The sequence below is a fragment of the Vibrio sp. SSH13-20 genome, from assembly GCF_040104475.1.
In the GTDB taxonomy this organism is placed as follows: Bacteria; Pseudomonadota; Gammaproteobacteria; order Enterobacterales; family Vibrionaceae; genus Vibrio; species Vibrio harveyi.
In genome coordinates this window covers 77,701-103,299 of record NZ_JBECOU010000006.1, presented here as the reverse complement: position 1 = coordinate 103,299, position 25,599 = coordinate 77,701, and the positions used below count along the sequence as shown (strand labels likewise).

26 protein-coding genes are annotated in these 25,599 nt (G+C 44.4%); 10 read left to right on the top strand and 16 right to left on the bottom strand.

All coding sequences use genetic code 11. The features are described from left to right. Window position 1 precedes the first annotated feature (1 nt). The 4 genes from ABMY42_RS17925 to pspA all read right to left on the bottom strand — a co-directional run bounded on the left by ABMY42_RS17925 (window position 2) and on the right by pspA (window position 2,491). Window positions 2–1,033: an efflux RND transporter periplasmic adaptor subunit gene (locus ABMY42_RS17925; RefSeq protein ID WP_005450692.1), complete on the bottom strand. Its 1,032-nt coding sequence runs from the start codon at window positions 1,031–1,033 to the stop codon at window positions 2–4. Between the two features lie 156 nt (window positions 1,034–1,189). Then, a complete protein-coding gene (gene pspC, locus ABMY42_RS17920; protein WP_172458607.1) occupies window positions 1,190–1,579 on the bottom strand; it encodes an envelope stress response membrane protein PspC in 390 nt (129 codons plus the stop codon). Then, entirely contained in the window at window positions 1,572–1,805 is a 234-nt protein-coding gene (pspB, locus tag ABMY42_RS17915; protein ID WP_005450695.1) for an envelope stress response membrane protein PspB, read from the bottom strand. Before pspB ends, pspC begins: the two co-directional genes overlap by 8 nt. Window positions 1,806–1,819: 14 nt before the next feature. Further along, the gene (gene pspA / locus ABMY42_RS17910) at window positions 1,820–2,491 is read right to left on the bottom strand and encodes a phage shock protein PspA (RefSeq protein ID WP_005450697.1); all 672 of its coding nucleotides are present in this window, start codon (window positions 2,489–2,491) and stop codon (window positions 1,820–1,822) included. A gap of 233 nt (window positions 2,492–2,724) precedes the next feature. Here pspA and pspF point away from each other — a divergent pair, with 233 nt between their 5' ends. The 6 genes from pspF (at window position 2,725) to ABMY42_RS17880 (ending at window position 9,442) form a co-directional block, all read left to right on the top strand. Beyond that, window positions 2,725–3,735: a phage shock protein operon transcriptional activator gene (pspF, locus tag ABMY42_RS17905; RefSeq protein ID WP_038897449.1), complete on the top strand. Its 1,011-nt coding sequence runs from the start codon at window positions 2,725–2,727 to the stop codon at window positions 3,733–3,735. A gap of 477 nt (window positions 3,736–4,212) precedes the next feature. Beyond that, the gene (sapA, locus tag ABMY42_RS17900; protein ID WP_349266594.1) at window positions 4,213–5,832 is read left to right on the top strand and encodes an ABC transporter substrate-binding protein SapA; all 1,620 of its coding nucleotides are present in this window, start codon (window positions 4,213–4,215) and stop codon (window positions 5,830–5,832) included. Beyond that, window positions 5,832–6,794, top strand: a complete 963-nt coding sequence (locus tag ABMY42_RS17895) for an ABC transporter permease subunit (protein ID WP_005450705.1) — start codon at window positions 5,832–5,834, stop codon at window positions 6,792–6,794. Before sapA ends, ABMY42_RS17895 begins: the two co-directional genes overlap by 1 nt. After that, a complete protein-coding gene (locus tag ABMY42_RS17890; protein WP_322851677.1) occupies window positions 6,781–7,668 on the top strand; it encodes an ABC transporter permease subunit in 888 nt (295 codons plus the stop codon). Before ABMY42_RS17895 ends, ABMY42_RS17890 begins: the two co-directional genes overlap by 14 nt. Further along, the gene (locus ABMY42_RS17885; protein ID WP_005450708.1) at window positions 7,668–8,663 is read left to right on the top strand and encodes an oligopeptide/dipeptide ABC transporter ATP-binding protein; all 996 of its coding nucleotides are present in this window, start codon (window positions 7,668–7,670) and stop codon (window positions 8,661–8,663) included. Before ABMY42_RS17890 ends, ABMY42_RS17885 begins: the two co-directional genes overlap by 1 nt. After that, window positions 8,660–9,442 carry an ABC transporter ATP-binding protein gene (locus tag ABMY42_RS17880; RefSeq protein ID WP_005450710.1) on the top strand — a complete coding sequence of 261 codons (783 nt, stop codon included), beginning with the start codon at window positions 8,660–8,662 and terminating at the stop codon, window positions 9,440–9,442. The genes ABMY42_RS17885 and ABMY42_RS17880 overlap by 4 nt, the downstream gene beginning before the upstream one ends. 103 nt (window positions 9,443–9,545) lie before the next feature. Here the strand turns inward: ABMY42_RS17880 and ABMY42_RS17875 are convergent, their stop codons facing one another. From ABMY42_RS17875 to torE, 10 genes are all read right to left on the bottom strand, one after another. Next, window positions 9,546–9,935 (bottom strand): DUF2750 domain-containing protein, encoded by a 390-nt coding sequence (locus ABMY42_RS17875; protein ID WP_005437260.1) that lies wholly within the window; start codon window positions 9,933–9,935, stop codon window positions 9,546–9,548. Between the two features lie 75 nt (window positions 9,936–10,010). Beyond that, on the bottom strand, window positions 10,011–10,916 hold the full coding sequence (locus ABMY42_RS17870; RefSeq protein ID WP_005450712.1) for a manganese-dependent inorganic pyrophosphatase: 906 nt from the start codon (window positions 10,914–10,916) through the stop codon (window positions 10,011–10,013). A 558-nt stretch (window positions 10,917–11,474) separates the two neighbouring features. After that, on the bottom strand, window positions 11,475–12,329 hold the full coding sequence (locus ABMY42_RS17865; protein ID WP_005450714.1) for a metal ABC transporter permease: 855 nt from the start codon (window positions 12,327–12,329) through the stop codon (window positions 11,475–11,477). Beyond that, window positions 12,322–13,230 (bottom strand): metal ABC transporter permease, encoded by a 909-nt coding sequence (locus tag ABMY42_RS17860; RefSeq protein WP_349266593.1) that lies wholly within the window; start codon window positions 13,228–13,230, stop codon window positions 12,322–12,324. The genes ABMY42_RS17865 and ABMY42_RS17860 overlap by 8 nt, the downstream gene beginning before the upstream one ends. Before the next feature lie 13 nt (window positions 13,231–13,243). Continuing rightward, window positions 13,244–14,098, bottom strand: a complete 855-nt coding sequence (locus tag ABMY42_RS17855; RefSeq protein WP_005450718.1) for a manganese/iron ABC transporter ATP-binding protein — start codon at window positions 14,096–14,098, stop codon at window positions 13,244–13,246. Next, window positions 14,098–15,006 carry a metal ABC transporter substrate-binding protein gene (locus tag ABMY42_RS17850; protein WP_005450720.1) on the bottom strand — a complete coding sequence of 303 codons (909 nt, stop codon included), beginning with the start codon at window positions 15,004–15,006 and terminating at the stop codon, window positions 14,098–14,100. The genes ABMY42_RS17855 and ABMY42_RS17850 overlap by 1 nt, the downstream gene beginning before the upstream one ends. Window positions 15,007–15,154: 148 nt before the next feature. Beyond that, the gene (locus ABMY42_RS17845; RefSeq protein ID WP_349266592.1) at window positions 15,155–16,897 is read right to left on the bottom strand and encodes an alpha-galactosidase; all 1,743 of its coding nucleotides are present in this window, start codon (window positions 16,895–16,897) and stop codon (window positions 15,155–15,157) included. Window positions 16,898–17,095: 198 nt separating this feature from the next. After that, the gene (gene torA / locus ABMY42_RS17840; RefSeq protein WP_005450724.1) at window positions 17,096–19,558 is read right to left on the bottom strand and encodes a trimethylamine-N-oxide reductase TorA; all 2,463 of its coding nucleotides are present in this window, start codon (window positions 19,556–19,558) and stop codon (window positions 17,096–17,098) included. Between the two features lie 25 nt (window positions 19,559–19,583). Next, entirely contained in the window at window positions 19,584–20,768 is a 1,185-nt protein-coding gene (gene torC, locus ABMY42_RS17835) for a pentaheme c-type cytochrome TorC (protein ID WP_005450726.1), read from the bottom strand. Window positions 20,769–20,818: 50 nt separating this feature from the next. Further along, the gene (torE, locus tag ABMY42_RS17830; protein ID WP_005450728.1) at window positions 20,819–20,998 is read right to left on the bottom strand and encodes a trimethylamine N-oxide reductase system protein TorE; all 180 of its coding nucleotides are present in this window, start codon (window positions 20,996–20,998) and stop codon (window positions 20,819–20,821) included. Between the two features lie 464 nt (window positions 20,999–21,462). On the opposite strand from torE, the gene ABMY42_RS17825 reads away from it, so the two are divergent. Together ABMY42_RS17825 and ABMY42_RS17820 are read left to right on the top strand one after the other, a co-directional pair. Continuing rightward, entirely contained in the window at window positions 21,463–22,263 is an 801-nt protein-coding gene (locus ABMY42_RS17825) for an ABC transporter permease (RefSeq protein WP_239213945.1), read from the top strand. Between the two features lie 249 nt (window positions 22,264–22,512). Beyond that, window positions 22,513–22,650: a hypothetical protein gene (locus tag ABMY42_RS17820; protein WP_005450732.1), complete on the top strand. Its 138-nt coding sequence runs from the start codon at window positions 22,513–22,515 to the stop codon at window positions 22,648–22,650. Between the two features lie 63 nt (window positions 22,651–22,713). Here ABMY42_RS17820 and focA read toward each other — a convergent pair whose 3' ends face one another. Then, window positions 22,714–23,574, bottom strand: coding sequence for a formate transporter FocA (focA, locus tag ABMY42_RS17815; RefSeq protein ID WP_005450735.1), 861 nt, complete (start codon window positions 23,572–23,574; stop codon window positions 22,714–22,716). Between the two features lie 299 nt (window positions 23,575–23,873). Between focA and ABMY42_RS17810 the strand changes: the two genes are divergently transcribed. Further along, window positions 23,874–24,110: a TIGR02647 family protein gene (locus tag ABMY42_RS17810; protein ID WP_005430269.1), complete on the top strand. Its 237-nt coding sequence runs from the start codon at window positions 23,874–23,876 to the stop codon at window positions 24,108–24,110. Window positions 24,111–24,197: 87 nt separating this feature from the next. Here the strand turns inward: ABMY42_RS17810 and ABMY42_RS17805 are convergent, their stop codons facing one another. Continuing rightward, entirely contained in the window at window positions 24,198–24,620 is a 423-nt protein-coding gene (locus ABMY42_RS17805) for a PACE efflux transporter (protein ID WP_005450737.1), read from the bottom strand. Between the two features lie 89 nt (window positions 24,621–24,709). On the opposite strand from ABMY42_RS17805, the gene ABMY42_RS17800 reads away from it, so the two are divergent. Then, window positions 24,710–25,582, top strand: a complete 873-nt coding sequence (locus tag ABMY42_RS17800) for a LysR family transcriptional regulator (protein ID WP_005450739.1) — start codon at window positions 24,710–24,712, stop codon at window positions 25,580–25,582. The last annotated feature ends 17 nt before the right edge of the window (window positions 25,583–25,599 follow it).

Here is a 25,599-nt window from a genome sequence, read left to right as displayed (position 1 = left end):
GTTACAGCCCTCGCTCCTTAACCCATTCCCGAACCTTAATACCCGGTTCGATCACGTTCACGCCAGAGATAATGATTTGATCACCATCTTGCAGTCCTTCCTCGATTTGCTGCTTATCGTTTAACGCGACGGACACTTTCTCAACAATACCTTGGTCATTGACACGCCAAACACAGGTTTTGCCATCTTCAGTAAATATCGCGGAGCTTGGAATTCGGGTGGCACCTGCATTTTCAGAAACTAAATGCACGTTACCGGACATACCCGGCAATATCCCCACCCCTTCTGGTCGTTCCATTACCATGGTGACTTTGTAACTACCAGTTTTAGGGTCTGCTTCAGTATCAATTTCTTGGAAGGTTAACTCGAAAGAACGCTCTGGGAATGCATCAAACGTCATGGAGGCGTACGCATTTGCACCTTGAGTAAATTTACTTAACAAGTGATCAGGCAGTTGGAACAGTACCTTCATTACTTGGTTAGTCTGAATATTCATGACGCCTTCTTTTGCCGCCACATACTCATGGTTTTCTGCTGGGAGATAAGAAATCGTGCCGTCATAAGGGGCAACAAGTTTGGTGTATCTTAGGTTTGCTTTTGCCTGATTCCACTGGGCTTTGGCCGAGTTGTGATTGGCTTTTGCTGCATCAAAATCTTGTTCCGAGACCACTTGTTCTTTACGAAGCTTTTTCGAACGCTCGTATTGAACGTCAGCAAGGGTGTAATTTGCACGGGCTTGTTTTTCGAGTAGTGAATACTCATCGGGGTTAAGCACGGCAAGCACATCGCCTTTATTGACCATTTGACCTGCGTTTACTTCTATCGATTGAAGCAAACCAGGGACACGAAATGCGAGTACTGCTCGGTCACCAGCTTCTGTAGTGGCAGGAAAATGTCTTTCAAACTGAGCATTGCCTACAGAAACAGTGAAGAGTTTGGCGGGCCGAGATTCGGGTTCAGGGACTGGTGGCAGCTCTTTACCACACCCCGAAAGAACCGTCATGACAGCGATTGGAATGAGCGCTTTTCTCATGTGAATTCATCCATTTAACATCCATTCTTTTTAAGGTAGATGAATTTATGACATTCTTCTAGAGCATCTGAATCTAATTTTTCTTTAAAATGAGCTATTTGAGACAAAAATAAAGCAGACCGAGGTCTGCTTTATCAATACATTCATAATTAATTATCAGAGCTTATTAAATTCTCTGTTTACGCGATAGGCATCAGAGGTGACATACGCTTCCATACTTCGAATCTTATTATCAAGACGACTGAAGTCGTTTTCTAGCACACTGAGCAACTGATCTGGGCTTTGCCCTTTTTGCCACGGTTTGCTCTTCAATGTATGTTCCTGTTGCGCCTTAATGTTTTCGGTATAAGTCATTGGCTGCTTTTCTAACATGAAGGTCATCGCAATGTATGCCAACAACACAAGGAAAGTACCACCAAGCAAGGCTGCGGAAATCACAACGATACGAATCAACCAAACTTCTGCACCAAAGTAGTTTGCCACTCCGGCACACACGCCGGAGATTTTACCGTTTACAGGGTCACGATACAGTTCTCGTTTACTCATACTTGCGTCTCCACGTTGGGGATTCTGCATCTAGGATACGCTCCAATGTATCAACTCGAGACTGCATCGCTTCCGCTTTCTCAGACAGCACCTGAAGACGCTCTAGATCTTGGCTCGACAGTGCACTATCTGCTTTGCGTTTGCTGCGATAGTGTAAGAAGAGCCATAGTGGAGCGACAAAGATTAAAAAGACAATCAATGGTCCAGTAATAAAAAATGTCGACATAAATGGCTCCTTTCTTATTTATTGTTCGATGACATCTGTTCTTTCAGTTTTGCCAACTCTTTTTCGATTTCATCTTGTGCTTGTAGCTCGGCAAACTCTTGGTCTAAAGATTTTGCGTTGCCAGTTTTTGCGTAAAGATCTGCTTCTGCTTCCATCTCGTCAATTTTACGAGAGTACTGTTCAAACTTTGCCATCGCTTCGTTTGTGCGACCTGCATGCAGTTGTTTTTGAACATCACGACGGTTAGATGCCGTTTGGTTGCGAATTGCTAATGCTTGTTGCTTAGCGCGCGTTTCAGCAATTTTGTTTTCTAGTTTACCGATTTCACCGGTTAGCTTCTCGATGGTTTCTTCAACCAACGTTTGCTCAGTATGAAGACCTTTAATGACTTGCTCTAGCTTTTGCTTTTCAATCAGAGCTGCGCGAGCCAAATCTTCACGCTCTTTCACTAGAGCTAGGCTTGCTTTTTGCCCCCACTCAGTGATTTGCTCTTCTAGAGCTTCGACTTTGCGAGCCAACTCTTTTTTATCTGCAATCGCTTTAGCCGAGTTAGTACGCACTTCTACAAGTGTGTCTTCCATTTCTTGGATGATAAGACGGATCATTTTTTCAGGATCTTCCGCCTTGTCTAGCAATGCACTGATGTTTGAGTTAACGATATCTGCAAAACGAGAAAAAATACCCATAACGGAACTCCTCTTTTTTCCTATTAAAACTCGACAAGGCGGTTATTCACCTTGTGTCTCCATTTAGATATTACAAGTAGCGTGCCAACTTTTATTTCCCTTAATAAACAGCAAGTTAAGCATTTTGTTGTTGTTGCATACCGTTATGCTATGATGGTTTTTACCAACTGTTGGTAAATTTCACCAACTCCAATACTGTAAATCATGGCAAGATAGAAAATAAGAAGGATTTTATGAAGCAAAACCTCATCGGTGAATCGCCTGCTTTTCTCGCCGTATTAGATAAAGTATCACAACTTGCGCCAATTGAGCGCCCTGTCCTCATAATTGGAGAACGAGGCACAGGTAAAGAACTCATCGCGCAACGTTTACACTATTTATCAAAGCGTTGGGATAAACCACTGCTTTCCCTAAACTGTGCGACATTAAGCGAAGGTTTGATTGATTCTGAGCTTTTTGGTCATGAGTCCGGCTCATTTACTGGCTCTAAAGGCAAGCACAAAGGACGTTTTGAACGCGCAGAGGGTGGCACACTATTTCTCGATGAATTGGCGACCGCTCCTCTCCTCGTTCAAGAAAAACTTTTGCGTGTGATTGAATATGGGGAATACGAGCGCGTTGGTGGGCATACTGCATTAAACGCCGATGTACGTTTGGTGTGTGCAACCAATGCAGACTTACCAAAGTTGGCGGAACAAGGCGATTTCCGAGCGGATTTACTCGATCGCTTGGCGTTTGACGTCATCATGCTTCCTCCTTTACGTGAAAGAAAAGAAGACATTCTCTCTCTTGCCGAGCATTACGCGATCAAAATGTGTCGTGAACTCCAACTTGAATACTTCGTCGGTTTTACGGAGCAAGCGCAGCAATCGCTCCTAGACTACGGATGGCCAGGTAACGTACGTGAACTTAAGAATGTCATTGAGCGTGCCATATACCGTCATGGATTGAACTCAGATCCGATTGAACACTTGATCTTTAACCCATTTGAAACGGGTTGGGAGAACGCATTGGGGCACTCTGCGAGTCAAGAAGAACCAGAAACAACACAAGCCGCACAAAAAGCAGAAATACACTTCCCGTTGGATTACAAGCAGTGGCAAGAAGACCAAGATATTGAATTGCTCAACCGTGCATTGGAAGAAGCCAAGTTTAACCAGCGTCAAGCCGCAGAGCTGTTAGGTCTGAGCTACCATCAACTAAGAGGCATGGTGAGAAAGTATGGCTTAGTTGGTCAAGGATAAACGTCCTTGCACCAAGTTAACTATCATTGCTCTCTAGCGATGTCTCACTCTATCAATTGATCACTATACCCAAGTGACTTCAAGATGCAGGATTCAGAGCGTTGTCTCTGGTTCCCTGTTTAATGAAAGTAAGCAAGGAAGACAACGCTGGGTAATAATCGGCTCTTTCCTAGTTGTTTGACACAGCAGCCGGGTCAATGACACGCTCTCGAAGGGCGAGTTGACTTGGGTATATAATGATAAAACGAACCGCGGTGCGAAAGGCGCTATTGCACGTACGTTGTGAGCAATTTCAAGAGGCAAAACAGGTCAACGACCAGAAATGATACGGTAATTTGATCTAACACCCTGCAGCTCAACGATTTTATGTTTGGAGCGAGTTGGCAAAAGTGATAAATTAGCGAGATCATTTTCGCTTGTCATACCCGGTGCTATAACGCGCTGGGAGCAAGCAAAGTCCAATGACCATTTCATATTATGAATGCTTTTATAAGACTATCGCTGAGCCTAATTGGTATTAGCTTACTCACCGCCTGTGGTGACGAAATCGATCACAATGATATTCGAGAGAATGGCTTTGTGTTTTGTGGGCAAGGTAAGCCAACCACATTCAACCCTCAGTTAATTGACAGCGGCATTACAGCCGAAGCATTAAGTCCTCAGCTTTATGACACGCTGCTCACGCTCGATCCTAAATCTCATCAACCCATCGCGAACCTTGCTGAGAGCTGGTCGGTGAATGAAGAAGGCACCGAATATACGTTTAATCTTAAACGTGGTGTTCAGTTCCAAAAGACTTCATGGTTCACACCAACTCGACCATTCAACGCGCAAGACGTGGTATTTAGCTTTAAGCGAATCATTGATGTAGACCATCCGTTTCACGACGTCGGTGGTGGTTTTTATCCATGGTTTGCAGGTTTAGATTTCCAAAACCTAGTTAAAGATGTGATTGCGCTGGATGACCACACGGTTAAATTTGTTCTGACTCAACCTAACTTTGCTTTTTTGGCAAACATTGCCACCAGCCATGCAGTGCTTCTCTCTGCAGAATATGGTCAGCAGTTAGCAGCAAAGGATGAGAAAGCACAAATTGATATGCTGCCTATCGGTACCGGTCCATACCAACTAAAAGAGTATCAAGTGAACGACTTGATTCGTTTAGAGCGCCATCCTAAATACTGGAAATCGCCGGCAAAAATGGAGCAAGTCGTATTCGATATTTCCCACCGTGGTACGGGCACACTCGCTAAGCTACTGAGAAATGAGTGCGATATCTTGGCTTCACCGATCTCTAGTCAAATCCCGATCATCCAAGAAACAGAAGAGCTGGAATTAACCGCAACACCTGCTAACAACGTGTCCTTTATTGCGATTAATACTGAGCACCCTGCTCTGCGCGATGCTCGAGTTCGCCAAGCCTTGAATCTGGCGATCAACCGCCAGAACATTCTTGACTCGGTTTATTACGGTACGGGGACTCAAGCTTATACACTGCTTCCACCAAACTCTTGGGCTTACCAAAAAGACAGCGTGAAAATACGTTATGACCGTAATTATGCTTTAGCCCTACTTCGAGAAGCAGGTTACGAGAAAGGTCTGCAACTGACGATGTGGGTCCCATTAGAGCCTCGCGCTTTCAACCCTAGCCCGCGTAAAACCGCAGAGCTTATCCAAGCTAACTTTGCCGATATCGGTGTTGAGTTACGCCTACTGACCGATGATCGCTTTGAGCGCACACAGCTCGAAACCATCAACGATGTTGATTTGCTCTTAACTGGCTGGATTGGTGATACTGGCGATCCTGACAACTTCTTCCGTCCGCTGCTTTCTTGTGAATCTGAGCGGGTGGGTTTAAACGTTTCAATGTGGTGTAACGATGATTTTGACTTCCTGCTCGATCTCGCATTAGAGACACAGCAGCAGCGTTACCGCTTGAACCTATACCGCCAAGCGCAGAATATTCTGAATGAAGAGTTTCCAGTTATCCCATTAGCTCACGGCGTTCAGTTCCGTGTTCACGATAAATCGCTGAAAGGTTTTAAATCGAGCCCTTTCAATGCGCAACCTTTTGATAGAGTTGAGAGAATTCATTAATGTTTTGGTACGCCGTAAGACGTCTTAATCTATTTGTCATCACTTTGATGATTCTCACTTTGGTGGGCTTTTCACTCTTGCGTTTGGATCCAACATCTCATTGGGCAAATGTAGAGTTTTGGTCAGGCTGGCAAAGCTACCTAGTTGAGTTGTCTCAGCTCAATTTCGGTATCAGCAAAAATGGCAACCCAATCTATGAAGAGTTAGCGGTCGTGTTCCCTGCAACGCTAGAGCTGTGCTTTTTCGCCTTTGTTGTGTCACTGCTGATCGGTATTCCACTCGGTACAATAGCGGGCATGAAACAAGGCAAATGGTTAGATACCAGCATCTCGTTCGTTTCTATGTCTGGTTATTCCGCCCCAATTTTCTGGGTTGCGCTGATGTTGATTATGGTCTTTTCACTTCAATATCATGTCTTCCCTGTCGCGGGACGCTATGATCTTCTTTACGAAATTGACCATGTGACAGGCTTCGCCATTATCGATGCATTTATGGCAAAAGGTGAATACCGAGCTCATGCGCTACAAAGCGTTATTGAGCATATGGTTCTTCCTTGTTTGGTTCTGGCTCTAACACCAACCACACAGGTCATTGGTTTGATGCGTGCATCAGTGGCAGAAGTGATGAGCCAAAACTACATCCGTGCGGCGCGAATCAAAGGTTTATCAAACCGTGAGATCGTGACACAACACGTATTACGCAATGCGATTCCACCCATCATTCCAAAGGTTGGGGTTCAGCTTTCAAGCATGATTACGTTAGCTATCATTACTGAGTCTATCTTCAACTGGCCAGGCATTGGGCGCTGGTTGTTGGACGCTCTTTCGAATCAAGACTATGCGTCAATTCAAGCTGGTGTCATGGTTCTGGCGACCCTTGTTTTAACTGCCAACATCCTTTCGGATTTGATTGGTGCCATGATCAACCCTCTGGTGAGAAAGGAATGGTATGCTAACAAATAACGTTTATCAGGAAGAGCGCATTCCGACTCAGTTCGAACGATTCTGGCGTAGCTACCGCGCGAACAGCTTGGCAATGTTTGGCTTGTGGTGCTTAATCTTCATTGTGCTGATCACCATTTTTGCACCTTTAATTGCCCCTTATGATCCTCAAGCTCAATCTGGCGAATTGCTTGTGCCACCATCATGGGCACCAGCTGGCACGGTTGACTACTTCCTAGGGACTGACGACTTAGGTCGTGACATTCTTTCGCGCCTTATTATGGGCTCTCAACTGACGTTCGGAGCTGCAGTTGCAATTACGGCGATAGCAGCGTTGATCGGTTGTTTCATTGGTGTTTTAGCGGGCATGACTAAAGGCCTGCTCTCCAGTACCCTAAACCACTTGCTCGACACTGTGATGTCTATTCCATCACTACTGCTTGCGATCATTTTCGTGGCATTCTTAGGCTTTGGTGAATTCAATATTCTTCTGGCCATCTGCTTAGCTCTGATCCCACGTTTTATCCGTTCGGTCTATATTGCCGTGCATACCGAGGTTGAAAAAGATTACATCATGGCAGCACGTCTGGATGGTGCGAACGATTTTTATCTGCTGTGGAACTCCATTCTACCTAACGTATTAACGGTTATCGCCGCTGAAATTACCCTTGCACTGTCAGTTGCTATTCTAGATATCACTGCGCTTGGTTTCCTCGGCTTAGGTGCTCAAGCACCAAGTACTGAATGGGGAGCAATTCTAGGTGACTCTGTTGAGCTCATTTACATTGCACCATGGACAGTAACACTACCAGGTCTCACCATTATGTTTACCGTGGTTATTCTAAACTTAGTGGGTGAAGGTGTACGCCAAGCTCTCAATGCGGGGATCGAATAATGCCGTTATTAGATATTCGACATTTAACCATTGAAATTGAAACGCCCTCAGGTTTGGTGAAAGCGGTAGACCGCATGAGTATTACCCTGAATGAAGGCGAAATCCGTGGTTTAGTAGGCGAATCAGGCTCGGGCAAAAGCTTAGTGGCCAAAGCCATTGTAGGCGTTTGTAAAGACAACTGGAAAGTGACCGCAGACCGAATGCGTCTTGGCAATATTGACCTGCTTCAACTGACGCCAAAAGAACGCCGAAGAGTGATTGCGCGAGACATCGCCATGATATTCCAAGAGCCTTCAACGTGTTTGGATCCCTCAGAAGAAGTAGGACGTCAGTTGATAGAATCGATCCCGTCTCGCTCTTTTGAAGGTAAATGGTGGGAACGCTTTAAGTGGCGTAAAAAACAGGCCATCGCCCTACTCCATAAAGTGGGTATCAAAGATCATAAACGCTTAATGGGCAGTTACCCGTACGAGCTAACCGATGGTGAATGTCAAAAAGTCATGATCGCAATGGCTATTGCAACTAAGCCAAAAATCTTGATTGCTGACGAACCAACAAACGACCTTGACCCAATTACACAATCGCAAATCTTGCGTTTGTTGAGTCGTATGAACCAACTTAACAACACCACCATTGTGTTGATCGGGCACGACTTGACGACCATTACACAATGGGCAAATCGCATTACCGTAATGTACTGTGGTCAATCGGTGGAATCAGCAGATACCGATAAACTCATCGAAGCACCTAAACACCCTTATACTGCTGCGCTGCTAAAAGCGATGCCCGATTTCAATGATTGGATTCCTCATAAACAGAAACTGCAATCGCTGCCAGGCTCAATCCCTCCGTTGCAGCACTTACCGATTGGTTGCCGTTTAGGGCCTCGTTGTCCTTATGCACAAAGACAATGTGTCGAAATTCCGCATACCAAACGAATTAAGAACCATAAATTTAACTGCCACTTCCCATTGAACACGGAGAAACATTCATGAGTGCGTTGCTTGAAGTCGATAACCTATCGAAACAGTTTGTCACGCGCTCAGGTCTGTTCAAACGCACAGTCAAAGAGGCAGTAAAGCCGGTCAGCTTCAGTTTAGAGCCGGGGCAAACTATCGGCTTTATCGGACAAAATGGTTCAGGCAAATCGACGCTAGCACGTATGTTAGCTGGCGTTGTTGAGCCGAGTTCTGGTGAGATTCGAGTGAACGGTGAACGTCTCGAACACAAAGATTACTCGACGCGCTGTAAGCTGATTCGCATGATTTTCCAAGACCCAAACACCTCTTTGAACCCACGAATTCAGATAGGTCGAATTTTGGAAGGTCCGTTAAAGCGAAACACGAACATGCCGCCAGATGCACGTATGAAGCGTGTGAAAGAAACCTTACTTCGAGTTGGTCTGCTGCCGGAACATGCGTACTTCTACCCTCAAATGCTCGCAGCAGGTCAGAAACAACGCGTGTGCCTTGCTCGTGCATTGATCCTTCAGCCTTCGATCATTGTGGCTGACGAAGCACTCAACGGTCTCGACATGGCGATGCGCTCTCAGATCATCAACCTCTTCTTAGAGCTGCAAGAAGAGATGGGACTGTCCTTTGTTTATGTATCTCAGCATATTGGGATCGTAAAACACATTACCGACAAAGTGATGGTGATGCACGAAGGCGAAGTTGTGGAGTTTGGTGAAACTAACCAAGTACTTACCAATCCAGAGCACGCTATTACTCAACGATTGGTCGAGAGTCACTTTTACAAAGCGCCAAGCCACTAATCCTTGTCTCTCAGAAAATCGTAAATTACTGACAAAAATAACAAAGCCTGCATCAACGCAGGCTTTTTAGTATTACTGGATATCAAGACGCGACTCGACGCAATTAGCGACGGCTTTCTTGTTTGCGCAGTTCAAAATCAAATTCGTCAGGAAAAAGAACAACACCTTCTTCATTCTGGTTTGGGAAAACCACGACAGAGAGCTCATCGTCTTCTAAACCGGACGTCCAGCGACTGTGCCACTTATTCAATGAAATAGCTTCCGGCTCACATTCTTCCCAGTCACCCGTTGCCCATTGCTGTGCAAACTCTTCGTTTGGCCAAACTGGTACACAATCGTCATCTTCTGTGTTTAGCATGACACAACCGTGTTCGTCTTTCAGAATCCACACTTTGCGGTTCGCTACGATTTCTTTTACGCAGTATTTCAAACGCTGCTCTTCATTGTAGCGGTTAATGGTGTCCATCTGCTCTTGGGTTAATGCTTCAGACATAGTCGTCTCCTATTTCCCATAGAAAAATGCCCACCGAAGGGCGGGCATCTAAAGTATAAACTGGTAATAATGAAATTACGCAAGCTCAGTTTGAAGCCAAGGCCAACCTTGCTTCTTACGGCTTAGCGTGTTTTCCATCATTAGCATGCCATCTTTCTCATGCTTAACAAGCTTCTCAGCCCACTCACCTTTGTATAGAAGACGAGTTTGAGCAGTAGTGATGTCTGTTAGCATCACTGCCGCGAATGCTAGGTTGTCGTTTGCACAACGCGCCTCTAGATCAGCTTCTAGCGCATCGATCATGCCATCCACTTGCTCAAGAGTTGCAAGCTCAACCTGACCTACGACTACGTCACGACCGTTGAATGGGTAACCTTTCAGGTCTTTTTCAACAAGCTCAGCAGCAGATAGACCTTCGATGTTTGTCTTAGCAATTAGAAGATCTTTAGTGAATGCGTCAACATCTTGCACATCTGCGATTGCCGCTAGTTCAGCAACAGCGTCTTTGTCTTTTTGAGTACAAGTTGGAGAAGCAAAACCAACAGTGTCAGATAGAATAGCTGACATCATTAGCTTAGCGATTTGAGGTGTGATCTCGTGACCTTCAATCTTGAACATGTTGAATAGTACTGTGTTAGTACAACCAACAGGCCAGATCCATGCTTCCATTGGGTTTACTGTCATCACATCACCTAGACGGTGGTGGTCAACGATACCCGCGATTTCAGCTTCAGCGATGTCGTCTGGTGCTTGCGCTAGATCTGAGTAATCTACTAGCCAAACTGTTTCACCCGCAACTGAAGTACGTAGCTCAGGAACTTCTGCGCCAGCTACTTCTAAGATGTGCTGAGTTTCACGGTTAATTTCGCCCTGACGAATTGGCATTGCTTCAACACCACGCGCCTTTAGAAGTTCAGTTGCAACTAGTGCACTACAAATACTGTCACTGTCTGGGTTCTTATGACCTACAACTAGAATCATGTCTCTTCCTATTCAAGTCAATTTGATGGCTTCCTAACGGGGTGAATTACTTAACGAATTGCACCAAGGAAGCGAGTTTGCTCACAAAGGCGGTTACTTTACCTGAAATTTTGCTTTTGTCCTAATTTCAAAACGTAAAAAAGACTCAATAAATTCACCCGACAAGCACAACACACAGGATTCATTCAATAGAGGTCGTTTATACCCAAGTGACTTCAAGATGCAGGACTCAGAGCGTTGTCATTGATTCGAGAGCAAGGAAAACAACGCAGTGTAATAGCCAGCTCTTTCCAAGTTGTTTGACGCAGCCATTTGTTTGACTAAAAAAGCGAGTCAAAGACACGCTCCCAAAGGGCGCTCCTTGCAAATATAAGAGCCTTGGCTTGTATACTTTGTTGCCGATTCTTGATTTAGACCCACTAAACCTTTAAATCGCCGCCGCGTCTACAAACCAAGTCAGTCTCGCTGAACCTAGCATCTCGAGGTTACTTGGGTATAGTAGTGACAACGAAAAAAGCCCAAGCAATTCAATACTTGGGCTTTGATGAAAAGTCTGGTTTAAAACTGTTCTATCGTGTCGCCAGATTTAAACTCCACTTTCCTATTTTTATAACTGGTGTAGCAGAAGACAATAATAAACTTCAGCGTCATGATGAGAATGATGGTAGGCGCTGGTGCACTGTCAATGAAAAAGCTCAAGTACACACCAAGAAAAGCACTCAGCAGTGACATACATAAGGCAAGCAACACCATGCTGTGGAAACGGCGCGTTAGTAAGAATGCAGTTGCCCCGGGAGCAATCAGCATCGCGATAACTAAGATCATCCCAACAGCCTTAAGTGCAGCGACAATGGCTAACGATAGTAACGAAAGCAAACCATAATGGAGAAACTTAACAGGCAGACCAATTGCTTGCGCGTGTTGGTAATCAAATACGAAAACTAACAAATCTTTTCCTTTGAACACCGCAAACAGCACAACAAGTAAAGCGACGATTGCGGCTTCAATGATGTCCGCCCAACTCACACCTAGTGCATCACCAAACAAGATATGATCTAGGTGGACGCCTACTTCGATTTTGGTCATCAATACGAGACCAAGCGCGAACATGGCAGAAAAGACTACGCCCATAATGGTGTCTTCTTTGATACGGCTATTTTCTTTTAAGTAGCCTGTTGAAAGCGCACAAAATATACCCGCAGCAAACGCGCCAACGGTGTAAGGGATAGCAAGGATATAGGCAATCACCACACCAGGAAGAATCGAGTGCGCGATGGCGTCCCCCATCAACGACCAACCTTTCAATACAAGGAAGCAAGACAATAAAGCCGTTGGAATTGAAACAAGCAAAACAATCAAGAATGCTTGCTGCATGAATGTGAAGGTAAAAGGCATAAGGAGTGTATCAAGCATTTTTGTGCTCCTTATTCATCATAGGCATTGAAGACACTGATTCACGATTCTTTTTTGCGATTTGTTGTTTGCTTTTACGTCTAATCGCAATTTGACCATGCTTAGGTGCGAAAACAAATGCCATCAAGAAACAAGCTGCTTGCAGTAAAACGATGATCCCGCCAGTCGCACCATCAATGTAGTAACTGACGTAGGCACCAACGAATGAACTTAGAGACCCAATTGCAACAGCGTAAACAATCACGCGTGAAAATCGGTCAGTCATTAAATACGCTGTAGCCCCTGGAATAACAACCATCGCAATAACCAAAAAAGCACCAACGGTCTGCAACGCTGCGACAGTACATGCACTTAGAAGCGTAAAAAACAACACTTTCAATCGGGTCGGGTTCAGTCCGACACTCTTGGCATGGTTCTCATCGAAAAAGACCACCATTAGGTCTTTCCATTTGACGAGCATAACGGCAAGCGAGATACCACCAATAATAACTAACTGGAATGTATCGGTCGGCGTGATGGCGAGCACATTACCTAATACAATAGTTTGAATATTCACCGCGGCAGGGAAAAGAGAAACTAAAAATAACCCCAGACCAAAAAAAGACGTAAATATCAAACCAATGATGGCATCTTCTTTTAATTTGCTTCTTTGGCTCAAGAACAACATTCCAGCGGCAGCAAGACCACCAGACAAAAACGCGCCAAAGGCAAAAGGTAAGCCGAGCATATATGCACCAGCAACCCCAGGAACGATCGAGTGAGAAAGTGCATCACCAATGAGTGACCAGCCTTTCAACATTAGGTAAGTCGACAGAAAGCCGCAGACACCGCCAATCAATGCACTCACCCACATGGCATTCACCATGTAGCCATAGTGAAAAGGTTCGAGTAAATAATCCATAAAAATGAACTCCTTACTTGTCTGGACGCGAAACCGGAACAGCTTGCTGCTCACCATACATAACAACTGGACGTTCGTGGTCAGACAATACTGTCAACTTACGCTCATCATCATCTTCATGAAGATCTTTACCGCCAAGGATGAAGTGTCGAAGGACGCCACCAAATGCAAGTTCGAGGTTTTCAGGAGTGAAGATTTCGCTAGTCATCCCGGAAGCAAGCACAGTTCGGTTGATCAATACGGTGCGGTCACAAAAATCTGGCACACTACCTAAATTGTGCGTGGATACCAGCATGACTTTGCCCTCATCACGTAAGTCACGCAGCAACGCCATGATTTGTTCTTCCGTTTGAACGTCGACACCAGTAAAAGGTTCATCCAGCAAAATAACGTCACTCTCTTGCGCCAATGCTCGCGCAAGAAAAACACGTTTCTTTTGTCCGCCAGAAAGTTCACCTATTTGGCGTTTTCTAAACGCGGTCATGTTCACGCGATCAAGTGCAGCCGTCACCATGTCATGATCGGTTTGCTTTGGAATGCGGAGTAATCCCATATGACCATAGCGCCCCATCATGACAACATCTTCAACCAGAACAGGAAAGTTCCAATCGATTTCTTCGCTTTGCGGTACGTACGCGACAACATTCTGTTTTAGAGCTTTTTTTGCCGGCATACCAAGGATCTCAACCGATCCTTGGCTAACCGGTACAAACCCCATAATGGATTTGAATAACGTCGACTTACCGCTGCCATTCACACCAACAAGAGCCGTAATTGATCCTTTTGGAAGAGAAAAACTTGCATCATATAGCGCGGTATGACCGTTGCGATAAGTGACACTAATGTCTGATACTTTAATTCCTGCCATTACTGTTCTAGACCCTCTGCGATTGTGTTTGAAGTCACTTTCAGTAAGTCTAAGAAGGTTGGCACTGGACCGTTTTTACTGCTCAATGAATCCACGTACAAGACACCTGCATATTTAGCCCCTGTTTCACGCGCAACCTGCTGTGCTGGCTTTGCCGATACCGTGCTTTCACTGAATACCGCAGAGATCTGATTTGCACGAACTTCATCAATAACGCGTTTAACTTGTTGTGGCGTACCTTGCGAGTCTGCATTGATTGGCCATAGGTAGAGTTCTTTAAGACCGAAGTCTCGAGCCAAATAGCTGAATGCCCCTTCACTTGTTACCAACCAACGTTTGTCTTCTGGGATTTGAGCCACTTTTTCGCGAATAGGCTGAACCATATCCATGATCTGCTTTTTGTATGCTTCAGCATTCTTTTGGTAAGTCTTTGCATTAACACTGTCGTATTTCACTAGTGCATCACGAATATTATCGACGTATATCAGAGCATCACTTGGAGACATCCAAGCATGGGGATTAGGTTTGCCACTGTAAGGACCTTGAGCGATGCTCATCGGCTGCACACCCTCGGTCACAATCACACTTGGCACATCATGAAGATTTTTGAAGAACTTTTTGAACCACAGTTCTAGGTTCAAACCATTGTACAGAATAAGATCCGCGCCTTGAGCGCGTCGAATATCACCAGGGGTCGCTTGATAGTTGTGAATCTCAGCGTCAGGTTTAGTAATCGACTCAACAACAGCCGCATCACCAGCTACGTTTTGAGCCATATCCGCGATAATGGTGAAAGTTGTCACTACTTTAAATTTCTCGGCTGCCATTGCTGCCGTGCTTAATCCAAGTGACATCATAGACAAAAGTACAACCGCAGGTTTGGCAAAAGAGCCAATTTTTAATCTCATCCCTGTTTTCTCCAGAAGGCAAATAGTTACTTTGAAAAGATAGAAGGATTCTACCTTTCATTAGCATTACTGTAAATGATAATAGTTATCATTTACAGTAATTTTAGCCTTTATTTCTGAAAAGGACGAGATTGGCTCACTTTTCCAATTACATTGCTGTCACGACAGCCTTAGCATTTAACCCTTTATCTAAGCTGACTAGCAATAACTGACATGGCTCTTGATTGAGCTTCTCCCCGGTCCAGTAATCATACCAATCTGTTGGTTGGTCTGCGGTAAGCGTAAATTCTGTCGCATCATCGTTCGCGTAGTTAAACAAACAGTGCAGATCATTCTTAGATGTTAGTGGCAGAAAAGCATGGTTCAAACCTAATGCGGTAAACTTAGCCGATTCTTGATTACGGCGTTGACGCAGCATCAGTTTCGCTAGCGTCTTACTCGCAAATGGGGTGATTTCTGGTAGAGGGTCACCGGAAAGTAGTAGACCGCCACACGCTAACAGCACGTTACGATGGAATTGATAATCTTCACGCGAGGCTGCTTGGTTAGGTAATGAAGTGAACGTTGCGCAATCTGGGTCGATTTGCCATAACTTGCGATGCTGCCAACTGCGGAAGAAGGTCTCTTTAGCAATTTGCTCAAAGCGATGGCTATGGCGCTCTACATCGTCAGACACACGCATAGCATCGACTAAGCCCAAAGAAGGCCACATTGGTGCGTTACAACCCAATAGCCATGCATCTCCTGCCCCTTTAGCGATCGCTTCCATACCCATACGGTAGGCTTCTACACCGGTTACGCCCGATTGACTGCGCTTACCTTTTAAAGTGCCCCAATAGTTTGCATCTAATTTGAATAGCTCAACACCCCACTCTTCGCGCATGACAGATACTACGTGAGTTAAGTGATCTTGAACTTCAGGGTTTGAAGTATCGAGAATGTACCAAGGTGTACAACGCCAACCACCATAGGTGACATCTTCAGCTTTCAGAAGCTCTCCGTCTTCGTGACGCACAAACCAATCGGGATGCTTTTTGAAGATTTCTGATTCTGGCTGGGCAATGAATGGTGCCATCCAAATGGCTGGTTTTTTGCCTTTTGCACGAATGTTATGAATCAGCTCTTTTACACCACCAGAGAACTTATCTGAAGGCGTTAGCCAATCTCCCATAAATACTTGGTAGCCATCATCTAGCAGTACCCATTCGACCTCAGCTAGGTTGTCTTGCATACATTCCACGTTTTCCAAAACGTTGCCTTCGGTCACGTCCGCGTAGTAGGCATACCAAGAGCACCAACCAACCGGAGCGTCTTGCATTACTCCGTTACGTGCAGGGTGATGTTCTGCAATCATCTCACTGTATTCTTGATACAGCTCAGATAACGAACTCCCACGTAACACAACAACCGATTCAAGATGGTTATGTTCCCAGTCTGCAACTTGCGTTCTTTCACCATCGATTGCTGCTGAAAGTACCCAATGTTCACCATGTTGCTTCACCTCAAAGTAACCAGCAAAGCGACGGCAAGTAGTGAAACCAAATAAGGTGTAACCTGCAGAGTCTTCTACGACTAAATAGTTGTAGTAACGCTTTGGTGTGCTCTCAGGGTAAATACGGTAGGAATTGTTGTTATCGGGGCAACGACCAATGTCGATAGGTTGAGAAATGGTACCGCTGGTCTGTGCCAACATTTGGAAGCCATCACCGATAACGGTTGCGCCTTGCTCATAGAGAAAAGGCATTTGAAACAAGACTTCACGGTCAGTAAAGGTTTTATTGTGTATCCCGGCAAAAGAAAAGTGAATTTGGTTGCCGACGATTTCGAATTGAAGATCGTTATCACTTACTGAGATCTCAGTATGATTGGCCAATTGAATGGTCTGAGCCATAGAAAATCTACTCACTTGATTATTATTGTTTAGTTTGGCTCATTATCCTCCGCTTCTGCTGCTCAATTCGTTATCGACGTCACGAATCTGTTGCTCTTGAGCAAGCCCAAACTCGGTATTGAGAGAATGCTCACTGAAATTTGGTCAAAAAAATACCAGCCCGAAGGCTGGTATTTTATTTAAAGCTTAGTGCTCTGATTAAGCAACTTCGATTGGACCACCGAATGAAGTAACTGGTGGAACTTTACCAGTGAACTTCTCGAAGTTTACGATACATGTATTCGCAGAAGTCGCCTGTGCTAGCTCAGAAGAACCGATATCTTGAGTTAGAGTGTTAGGGTCACCGTAAGTACAGATTGCACCTACTTTCTCGTTTAGAGGACCATACCACGCACCTTCTTCGATACGGATAACACCACGTGGGTAGCTGTCAGTAAGTACAGCACCAGCAAGAAGCTGACCACGATCGTTAAATACGCGTACCAAGTCACCGTCTTTGATGCCTTTCGCTTTTGCATCAGCCGGGTTGATGTATACAGGCTCACGACCTTGAACAGCGTAAGTTGCACGGAAGTCTTCAGATTCACACATCTGAGAGTGCAGACGCTTGTCTGGGTGGCAAGATTGTAGCCAGTACGGGTGTTTGTCAGAGCCAGGACCACCGTGTGAACGTTCTGATTTCTCGAACCACATAGGGTGTTCTTGACAGTGTTCGTAACCGTAACGACCGATCTTACGAGAAGTGATCTCGATGAAACCAGAAGGTGTACCCAGTGGGTTGATTTCCGGATCTTGACGGAAGTCAGCGTGACGAACCCAAGGCTTACCTTGACCGAAGTCTAGTACGCTCTTCTCCCAGAACTCATCAAATTCTGGCATTTCGAACTTACCGTCGTTCGCTTTCTTACAATCGTTGTACAGGCTGCGGATCCATTCCATCTCGCTCATGCCACGAGTGTACTCGTCGCGACGACCAAAGCGTTGAGTCAGTTCACTCATGATTTGGAAGTCTGGCTTAGATTGGAACAATGGATCCACTAGACGATGCATAGCAATCAAACCTTTGTTCGAGTAAGAACCGTACACGTCGATGTCGTTACGTTCCCACTGAGTACATGCTGGAAGCACGATATCAGAGAAACGACACGTTGCAGTCCAAGCGAACTCAACCGTTACTACTGTTTGTAGCTTCTGGAACGCTTGCTTCATGCGGTTACGATCTTGGTGGTGGTGCCATGGGTTACAACCCGAGATCACCATCATCTTGAAGTCTGGAAGTTTAACTTTACCACCGTTGTAGTTGATCTCTTTGCCTGGTTCTAGCAGACAGTCGATCCAACGAGCAACAGGGATAGTACGGCTGTAACCGTTAAAGTCGTTGTTGTCCCACTTCGGCTTCATACCAGTATCTAGGTTACGAGGGAAACCACCAGGACCCGCGAAACCAGTTGAAGGTACACCGATACTTGAGTAGTGGTGACCGTAAGAGATACCACCGCCAGGCAGACCAATTTGACCAACCATTGCTGCAACTACTGCTGCTGCCCAGTATGGTTGCTCACCGTGCTCTTGACGTTGGATACACCAACCCATAAGGATTTGTGTACGACCGTTCACTAGCATGCGTGCGAATTCACGAATCTTGTCCGCTTTCACGCCACAGATAGGAGCAGCCCACTCAGGTGTCTTAACAACTTTATCTTTCGTTTCACCTTGAACGTACTTGATGAAATCTTCGAAACCTAGACAGTAAGTTTCAATAAACTTCTTGTCGTATAGGTCTTCGTTGTACAGTACGTGCGCAACAGCAAGCATGAATGCTACGTCTGTTAGCGGGTTAATGTATAGGTGATCGTTCTCTAGGTAACGTTGAGTCTTGTTCTTAACTGGGTCTACAGAAAGAACATTGATCTCGCCTTTCGCTACTTTTTCCTTCAACTGCGCTAGGTAGTTGAAAGATTCGTGCGTTTCACAGTTCCAACCTACTTGCAGGTTTTTCACTGGGTCATTTGCCCAAAGAATGATGTTGTCTGAGTTCTCTAGAATTTCAGACCAAGACGTACCTTGTGCATAAACTTCTGTTGAACCAAGTACGTAAGGCATGATGGTTTGACCTGCACCAGTCGAGTAGTCACCTACTTTAGTGATGAAGTTACCGTGCATACCTACAGCACGTTGCATGTGTGCCGTACAGTTGTTGAACGCACCAGTTTGGTTCCAACCAGTTTGACCTGCGTGTAGAGCCCATGGACCGTATTCTTTCTGAACACGTTCTAGCTCACGGTAGAACAGGTCTAGAGCTTCATCCCAAGTTACACGGATGAAACGGTTGTTACCGCGCGTCTCAGCGCTGTATTTGTGCTTCTTCAGCCAATCTAGACGAACCATTGGGTAACGAACACGTGATGGGCTGTAGATGATGCCCTTGATGCCGTTCAACATTTCTGTTGGGTTCTGGTCTAGTTCTAGCGGTTTGATCTCTTGAACTTTACCCGCGTAGATGTGGGCGCGAAACGCGCCCCAGTGTGAACCTGTTACTTTCCAAGTACCAGTAGTCTCAGCTGCATTTGCAGATGCTGAAGCTAATAAGCTTGGGCCGATAACTGACGCTGCACTTGTGGTTGCTACACCTTTAAGAAAACTTCTTCGTGTAATAGCCATTTAATTTACTCCAATCCGACGCTTATTAGTGGTGACCTTCAGCATAATCTGAAGAGTGCTTCTGTAGGTACTTCAAGATCAGTGCTTCACTGTCTGTATCTAGGTTAACGAACGCTAGCATACCGTCGAACATACCTGGCCATGTGTTCGCATCGAAGTGCGCTTCAGCAGGTTGTGTGTGACATACTGAACAGTTAGTTTTGTAAGCTTCTTTTGATTTTTCCCATACAGGGTTGATGTCGTTCAGCATAGATTCTTTCTTGATCCATACTTTCGCAGCTACTTTCTCCCAAGGAAGACCTGTTAGCTCATCAACTTTCTTCTCACCAGCAGTCACAACGTTAGCGTCTGTTGATGCTTCTTTTAGTAGTGATGCTACTGCGATGTTCTTACCGAAGTCTTCTTGAATTACACGACCGAAGCCTTTCGCTTTACGCCAGCCATCGATTTCAACTTCAACGTAGTCGCCTTTCTCTTCAAGAACTTTAACAGTCGATGCTGGGTTTAGAAGACCTGCTTCTTTAGCACCTTTATCGTCGAAGTAGATTGGTAGATGACGAACACTTACAAGTTGTTGACCTACACCGTAGTCAGTGTTTGAAGTCATACCTTCAAGGTCACCAACGATACCACCAATGCTGTCCATACCAGCTGGCAGGTTGTGTGCGATACCTTTGTGACAGTCAACACAGCTTTGGTCTTTCTCAGCTGCTTGTTTCATTTGGATACGAGCCGTTGGAGACATTTGCTCGAAGTCCATAGAATCGTAGTTGTGACAGTTTTTACACTCTAGAGATTTGTTTGCAGAGAAACGATCCCATTCGTGTTTAGCAAGTTCGATACGGCGCTCTTCGAAAACACCCGGTTCGTCGTAGTTGCCAAATACTTGTGCAAATACTTCTTTAGATGCTTGCATTTTACGAGCGATTTTATCTGTCCAGTTGTGTGGAACGTGACAGTCAGGACATGTAGCACGAACACCAGAGTGGTTTTTCCAGTGAACCGTGTCTTGCAGTTCAACGTATACGTTGTCACGCATAGTGTGACAGCTAATACAGAATTCTTCTGTGTTGGTTGCTTCTAGTGCGGTGTTAAAACCACCCCAGAAAATAACACCAGCGATGAAACCGCCCATAGTCAGCACGCCAAGGCTGATATGAACTGCCGGGCGCGTCATCGTACGCCACAGTTTAATGATTAATGATTTCATTATTTGCTCTCTTAAAATCTTTTCAAAAGTGTGGTTGTGAGCTCACTGGCTTACATGCCGTGTGCGCCTGGAGGACCAAAGAAGAACACTTGTAGTGCCCAAACGATAAATCCGTAGCCACCTACGAAAGCCACACTCAGAATTGGGAAGAGAACAACTGCAATGAAGAGGAAAGACTTCCACTCCAGGGAGCGTTTTTCACCACTCTCAATTTTGTTAACATCACTCATACATTTGCCTATTTTGTATCTAGTGTTATTGAAAAGCCTGCGTTACCAAGCTTAAGTTTTTTACAATCTCTATTGGAAAATGTTAGACCATACTAATAGTAAGGTTCAATCAAATCTGACGCTCCAGCCCTTGTTATCCAACACTTTTTTGAGCTCATCCAGAGATGTGTTTGATTGATATTCTTTGTGAAAGAATATTAATAGATGTGAAAAAATAAGTCTTTTGCAAACATGTTAAGAATACAACATTAGATTAACTTTGTTTACATTTTTATGGATTTTTTCGTGCTACTAAATCGCTATTTTTTCGACTAAAGACAATACTTTGTGAACTTTATGTTAAGAAAACTTCACGAAGTCTTAGCGATCATTTTGTCGATGAGATTGCGAAAAAACAGAGCTTAGCAATTCATAAACCTATGCCACTTCGTTAGAATCAAAGCATTGATTTTGGGAGAAGGTTTATGAATCAAGTTGTCGATATAAATTGGTTTGAGCTTGCACTTTTTAGTTTGATTCTTATTGTTCCACTCACCATCAATGCTCGCTATAAATTAGGAATTGCGAAAGATACAGCGATGAGTGTTGCGCGAATGACAGTGCAACTCATTTTGGTTGGTGTGTATCTGGAATACCTTTTTAAGCTAAATAGCTTACTCGTAAATTTACTGTGGTTATCCATTATGGTTGTCGTCGGAGCAAGCTCAATTGTGGGCAAAGCTAATCTTCCGAAGAAACCACTCATGCTCCCACTGATTACTGGCTTGTCTTGCAGTCTAGTCCCTCTTCTTGCCGCTATCACTTTAGGTCTCGTAAAGCCAGAACCATTCTACAATGCCCAATACATGATTCCATTAGCAGGCATGCTGTTAGGCAATAGCTTAAGCAGCAATATTGTCGCGTTGCAGAACTTATTCACCGCTTTCGAACAACGCAAGTCAGAGTACGAGGCAGCCATCTCATTGGGAGCCGCTCCTAGGTATGCCTCCTTCCCTTTTCTTCAAGAAGCCCTTCGCAAATCCCTTGCGCCAATTCTTGCTTCTATGGCGACAACAGGCTTGGTGACGCTCCCTGGTATGATGACAGGTCAGATCTTAGGTGGTGCTAGCCCGATGATCGCCATCAAGTATCAATTGGTTATTATGCTGGCGATTTTTGTCATGCTCAGTGTGTCTGTAGCGATCACTTTAGAGATGACACTAAGTTGTGTACAAACCAAAGAAGGACGTATTAAAGTGAAGTTTATCAACAAGGAAAAGACATAAAATCGGTTACTTCGTCATCACATAAGCGTCTCATTTTATGAATTTTTCTCGATCAAAAAAGATACTCACGATCTTTGAGACAGGTTATCCACAGAAAATGTGGATAAACCCCGAAAACCCATAAGCAACCAGAAACATAAGCGCAACTTTGAGACCACTGTACACTGCGAAATTTAATGGTCACTGATTGGTCATTGAACCGTCATCTTACTCTTCTAAAGTGCAATTAAACGACATAGGGAGAGCACCATGGATAGGTTAGCCGTACGAGAAAACTTCGATGAGTTGCAGTCAGATTCGCCCGTTGATTGGCTGACTCAGGAACCGGTAGAAATGACGTCTCATTGGATTCCAAACGAATATGGCATCAACGAAGAACTGGTTTAAACATCGGTTGAGCGAAGTTTAGATAAAAGAAAGGCAAGCCATTTAGCTTGCCTTTTTTAAAAGTTATTTCAGATGCTTGTCTTCATCACGTAGATAAATCATCCAATACCACATGCCAACGAAGACACCACCACCGATGATATTACCGATTGTCACAGGGATTAGGTTGTTCACTAAGAATCCCATCATGTTTAGATCCGCGTAATCTGCAATGTTTGCACCTGTCATTTGCCAAAACGATTCAGGTGCGAAGTATTTAATACCGATCGCCATTGGTACTTGGAACATGTTAGCGATACAGTGCTCAAACCCAGCAGAAACGAACATAGCTACCGGCAAGATCATTACGGCGATTTTATCAGTCAATGTGCGACCACTGAACGTCATCCAAACTGCGATACATACCAAAACGTTACACATGATGCCCAGCGCGACAGCTTGGAAAAAGCCATGATGCAGTTTGTGCTGCGAAATGGCCATCGCATTCAAGCCCACTTGACCACCGTCGAACATGTACTGTTTGGTGATCAGCATACACACAACAAGCAAAACCGCACCAACCATGTTACCGAAGTACACAACCAGCCAGTTTTTCATTAAGGCTTTCCATGAAATCTTGCCGCTTGCACGTGCCACCAGCGTAAGAACTGAGCTAGTAAAAAGCTCGCCGCCGGTTACTACCACTAAGATCAGACCAAGACTGAATGCCAAACCACCAATAAGACGTGTAATGCCCCATGGAAGATCACCAGCACCTGTGGTTACGGTTGTATAAAAAATAAAAGCGATACCAATGTGAAGACCTGCTGAAATTGCCAACAGGAAAGATTTCATTGGAGCTTTAGTTGCTTTGCCAACACCTACTTCGGCGGCACGTTCAGCAGCCTGAGGTGGTAATAATGAGTCAAACTGATTGAAGTTCATGGAAGTGTAACATTTAGAAACAATTAACGAGGCGCGGATAATCGCTCCATTTCCAGACTTTTTCAAGGGCTATTTTTCATGTTTACCAAATTTGTTGTTGTTGAGAGAGTAATCGATAAAATTCAACTATGAGTTATTGTCCTAACCATTATTAATATTTGGGTCAAATGTTTACCGTAGAATAAAATTTCCGCGTTATATCAGAGCTATAGCGCTACACTTAACATTTCTAAGGGTTTTCTATTGCTCAACCTTAGTTTTCAGACTAGCTTGGATAAAAAAGTACGAAGGAATTACCTATGAAATATTCAGCTGACCATATCGCCGAACTGAACCTACTTCTTCAATTCGATTTAAGCAGCGCAGCAACAGGCATCAAAGTCCACAAAGAAGCTTCTGAAGAAATGCAGGCAGCCGTTGCTCGTCTGTACGAAAAACAACTATGTACACAACCTGATGGCGGTTATCTAACTGACGAAGGTATCGAAGTTGCAGAACACGCAGATAAAATTCTTCGAGTCCTTTCTGCTGAATAACGATATTTAAATAAACCAGTATCGGAATTAAAAAAGCCACCGCAATGGTGGCTTTTTTGATAATTAAATTTATCTAGACTCACTATATTAAGCAATGAGCTTTCTCATTTTTCCAAATGGTTGAATTTTATCATACGCCCAGTTAAAGCCCGTTGCATAAAATAAGAAGAAAATTAAGAAGCCCGCTTCTAACGCTAATGCCTGTAGCAGAGTGATTTCCAAAAACCACGCGATCACCGGAATAGACAAGAAGATTAATCCACCTTCAAATCCCAAAGTGTGACCAATTCGCATCGCTAGACTGCGCTCTTCGCGGTTTGGACCAAACCACTTGTCAAAGTACAAGTTATAAATGTAGTTCCAAACTACGGTGTAAAGACTCAGACCAATACCCACCACCGCTAAGTCACTGGATCCCTTCCCTGTTATTAAAGAAGCAGCAGGAATAATGATCGCCAATGCAATCATTTCAAATAGTACAGCGTGAAAGATACGTTCGTTACGAGTCATGATGTTTTACCTAAATAGTTCTACTCAATGACTGGCATTTTATCTATCATTAAGATAAGTAAAAGTTAGGTACCATCGGTTAAAACGATATGTTTACTATTGAACAACTACAAGCTTTCGCCACTACATCAGAAGCTGGTTCTTTCTCCGCAGCAGCCCGTAAGCTTGGACGAGCACAATCGGTGATCAGTCAGCACATCATGAACATGGAACTTGATTGCGGCGTGGACCTTTTTGATCGAACTGGTCGTTATCCAAAACTGACGGAGAAAGGTCATGAGTTAATGCCTTACGCACTTGCAACGCTTAGCCAACTTGACCGACTGAATAATAAAGCGTCTCAACTTTTTTCCAGCCCTGCAACCAAGCTTGTCCTTGCTGTTGACGAAGGGATTCCGCTCACCCGCCTCCCGATTGCATTGAAAAATTTAGAAAAAAAATTCCCAAGTCTACAGGTGGAATGCTTGACCGCATCCAGCCCTGACATTATTGAACTAATTAAATCAGAACGTGCGACAACGGGCATCATCTTAAGTGACTTACAAATGCCTAAGAATGTTGATTTATCTAACCTAGGGCATATTGGTTTTGATGTGTTTGTCTCATCACAACACCCTTTAGCAATACAGCCAATCCGAAACATCGACGAGCTAAAGCAACATCGTCAACTGGTAATCCGTTCAAAGAATGAAGACGTGAGCGGTCTTAATCAGGCGTTTAGCCCAGATATCTGGTACGCTGATGATTACTACATATTATTAGAACTGGCGAACAAGGGATTTGGCTGGTGCTTTCTTCCTGAACATTTGGTGTCTTACGCACCAAATACCTTAGTGAAACTTGGCGAAGAATTCACAAAACTGGCATGGCAAGTCAACATTGATTTGATACAACATCAGAAATGGCATTCCGATCCCCTGCATCAACAAGCCAGATTAGAGTTACAAACCCTGTTTGAGTAGTCATCAGGGCATACTTT

Excerpts from the sequence above, each read along its gene's own strand:
- ABMY42_RS17925 (WP_005450692.1), bottom strand. The coding sequence starts at position 1,033 with ATGAGAAAAGCGCTCATTCCAATCGCTGTCATGACGGTTCTTTCGGGG.
- pspC (WP_172458607.1), bottom strand. The coding sequence starts at position 1,579 with ATGAGTAAACGAGAACTGTATCGTGACCCTGTAAACGGTAAAATCTCC.
- pspB (WP_005450695.1), bottom strand. The coding sequence starts at position 1,805 with ATGTCGACATTTTTTATTACTGGACCATTGATTGTCTTTTTAATCTTT.
- pspA (WP_005450697.1), bottom strand. The coding sequence starts at position 2,491 with ATGGGTATTTTTTCTCGTTTTGCAGATATCGTTAACTCAAACATCAGT.
- pspF (WP_038897449.1), top strand. The coding sequence starts at position 2,725 with ATGAAGCAAAACCTCATCGGTGAATCGCCTGCTTTTCTCGCCGTATTA.
- sapA (WP_349266594.1), top strand. The coding sequence starts at position 4,213 with ATGAATGCTTTTATAAGACTATCGCTGAGCCTAATTGGTATTAGCTTA.
- ABMY42_RS17895 (WP_005450705.1), top strand. The coding sequence starts at position 5,832 with ATGTTTTGGTACGCCGTAAGACGTCTTAATCTATTTGTCATCACTTTG.
- ABMY42_RS17890 (WP_322851677.1), top strand. The coding sequence starts at position 6,781 with ATGCTAACAAATAACGTTTATCAGGAAGAGCGCATTCCGACTCAGTTC.
- ABMY42_RS17885 (WP_005450708.1), top strand. The coding sequence starts at position 7,668 with ATGCCGTTATTAGATATTCGACATTTAACCATTGAAATTGAAACGCCC.
- ABMY42_RS17880 (WP_005450710.1), top strand. The coding sequence starts at position 8,660 with ATGAGTGCGTTGCTTGAAGTCGATAACCTATCGAAACAGTTTGTCACG.
- ABMY42_RS17875 (WP_005437260.1), bottom strand. The coding sequence starts at position 9,935 with ATGTCTGAAGCATTAACCCAAGAGCAGATGGACACCATTAACCGCTAC.
- ABMY42_RS17870 (WP_005450712.1), bottom strand. The coding sequence starts at position 10,916 with ATGATTCTAGTTGTAGGTCATAAGAACCCAGACAGTGACAGTATTTGT.
- ABMY42_RS17865 (WP_005450714.1), bottom strand. The coding sequence starts at position 12,329 with ATGCTTGATACACTCCTTATGCCTTTTACCTTCACATTCATGCAGCAA.
- ABMY42_RS17860 (WP_349266593.1), bottom strand. The coding sequence starts at position 13,230 with ATGGATTATTTACTCGAACCTTTTCACTATGGCTACATGGTGAATGCC.
- ABMY42_RS17855 (WP_005450718.1), bottom strand. The coding sequence starts at position 14,098 with ATGGCAGGAATTAAAGTATCAGACATTAGTGTCACTTATCGCAACGGT.
- ABMY42_RS17850 (WP_005450720.1), bottom strand. The coding sequence starts at position 15,006 with ATGAGATTAAAAATTGGCTCTTTTGCCAAACCTGCGGTTGTACTTTTG.
- ABMY42_RS17845 (WP_349266592.1), bottom strand. The coding sequence starts at position 16,897 with ATGGCTCAGACCATTCAATTGGCCAATCATACTGAGATCTCAGTAAGT.
- torA (WP_005450724.1), bottom strand. The coding sequence starts at position 19,558 with ATGGCTATTACACGAAGAAGTTTTCTTAAAGGTGTAGCAACCACAAGT.
- torC (WP_005450726.1), bottom strand. The coding sequence starts at position 20,768 with ATGAAATCATTAATCATTAAACTGTGGCGTACGATGACGCGCCCGGCA.
- torE (WP_005450728.1), bottom strand. The coding sequence starts at position 20,998 with ATGAGTGATGTTAACAAAATTGAGAGTGGTGAAAAACGCTCCCTGGAG.
- ABMY42_RS17825 (WP_239213945.1), top strand. The coding sequence starts at position 21,463 with ATGAATCAAGTTGTCGATATAAATTGGTTTGAGCTTGCACTTTTTAGT.
- ABMY42_RS17820 (WP_005450732.1), top strand. The coding sequence starts at position 22,513 with ATGGATAGGTTAGCCGTACGAGAAAACTTCGATGAGTTGCAGTCAGAT.
- focA (WP_005450735.1), bottom strand. The coding sequence starts at position 23,574 with ATGAACTTCAATCAGTTTGACTCATTATTACCACCTCAGGCTGCTGAA.
- ABMY42_RS17810 (WP_005430269.1), top strand. The coding sequence starts at position 23,874 with ATGAAATATTCAGCTGACCATATCGCCGAACTGAACCTACTTCTTCAA.
- ABMY42_RS17805 (WP_005450737.1), bottom strand. The coding sequence starts at position 24,620 with ATGACTCGTAACGAACGTATCTTTCACGCTGTACTATTTGAAATGATT.
- ABMY42_RS17800 (WP_005450739.1), top strand. The coding sequence starts at position 24,710 with ATGTTTACTATTGAACAACTACAAGCTTTCGCCACTACATCAGAAGCT.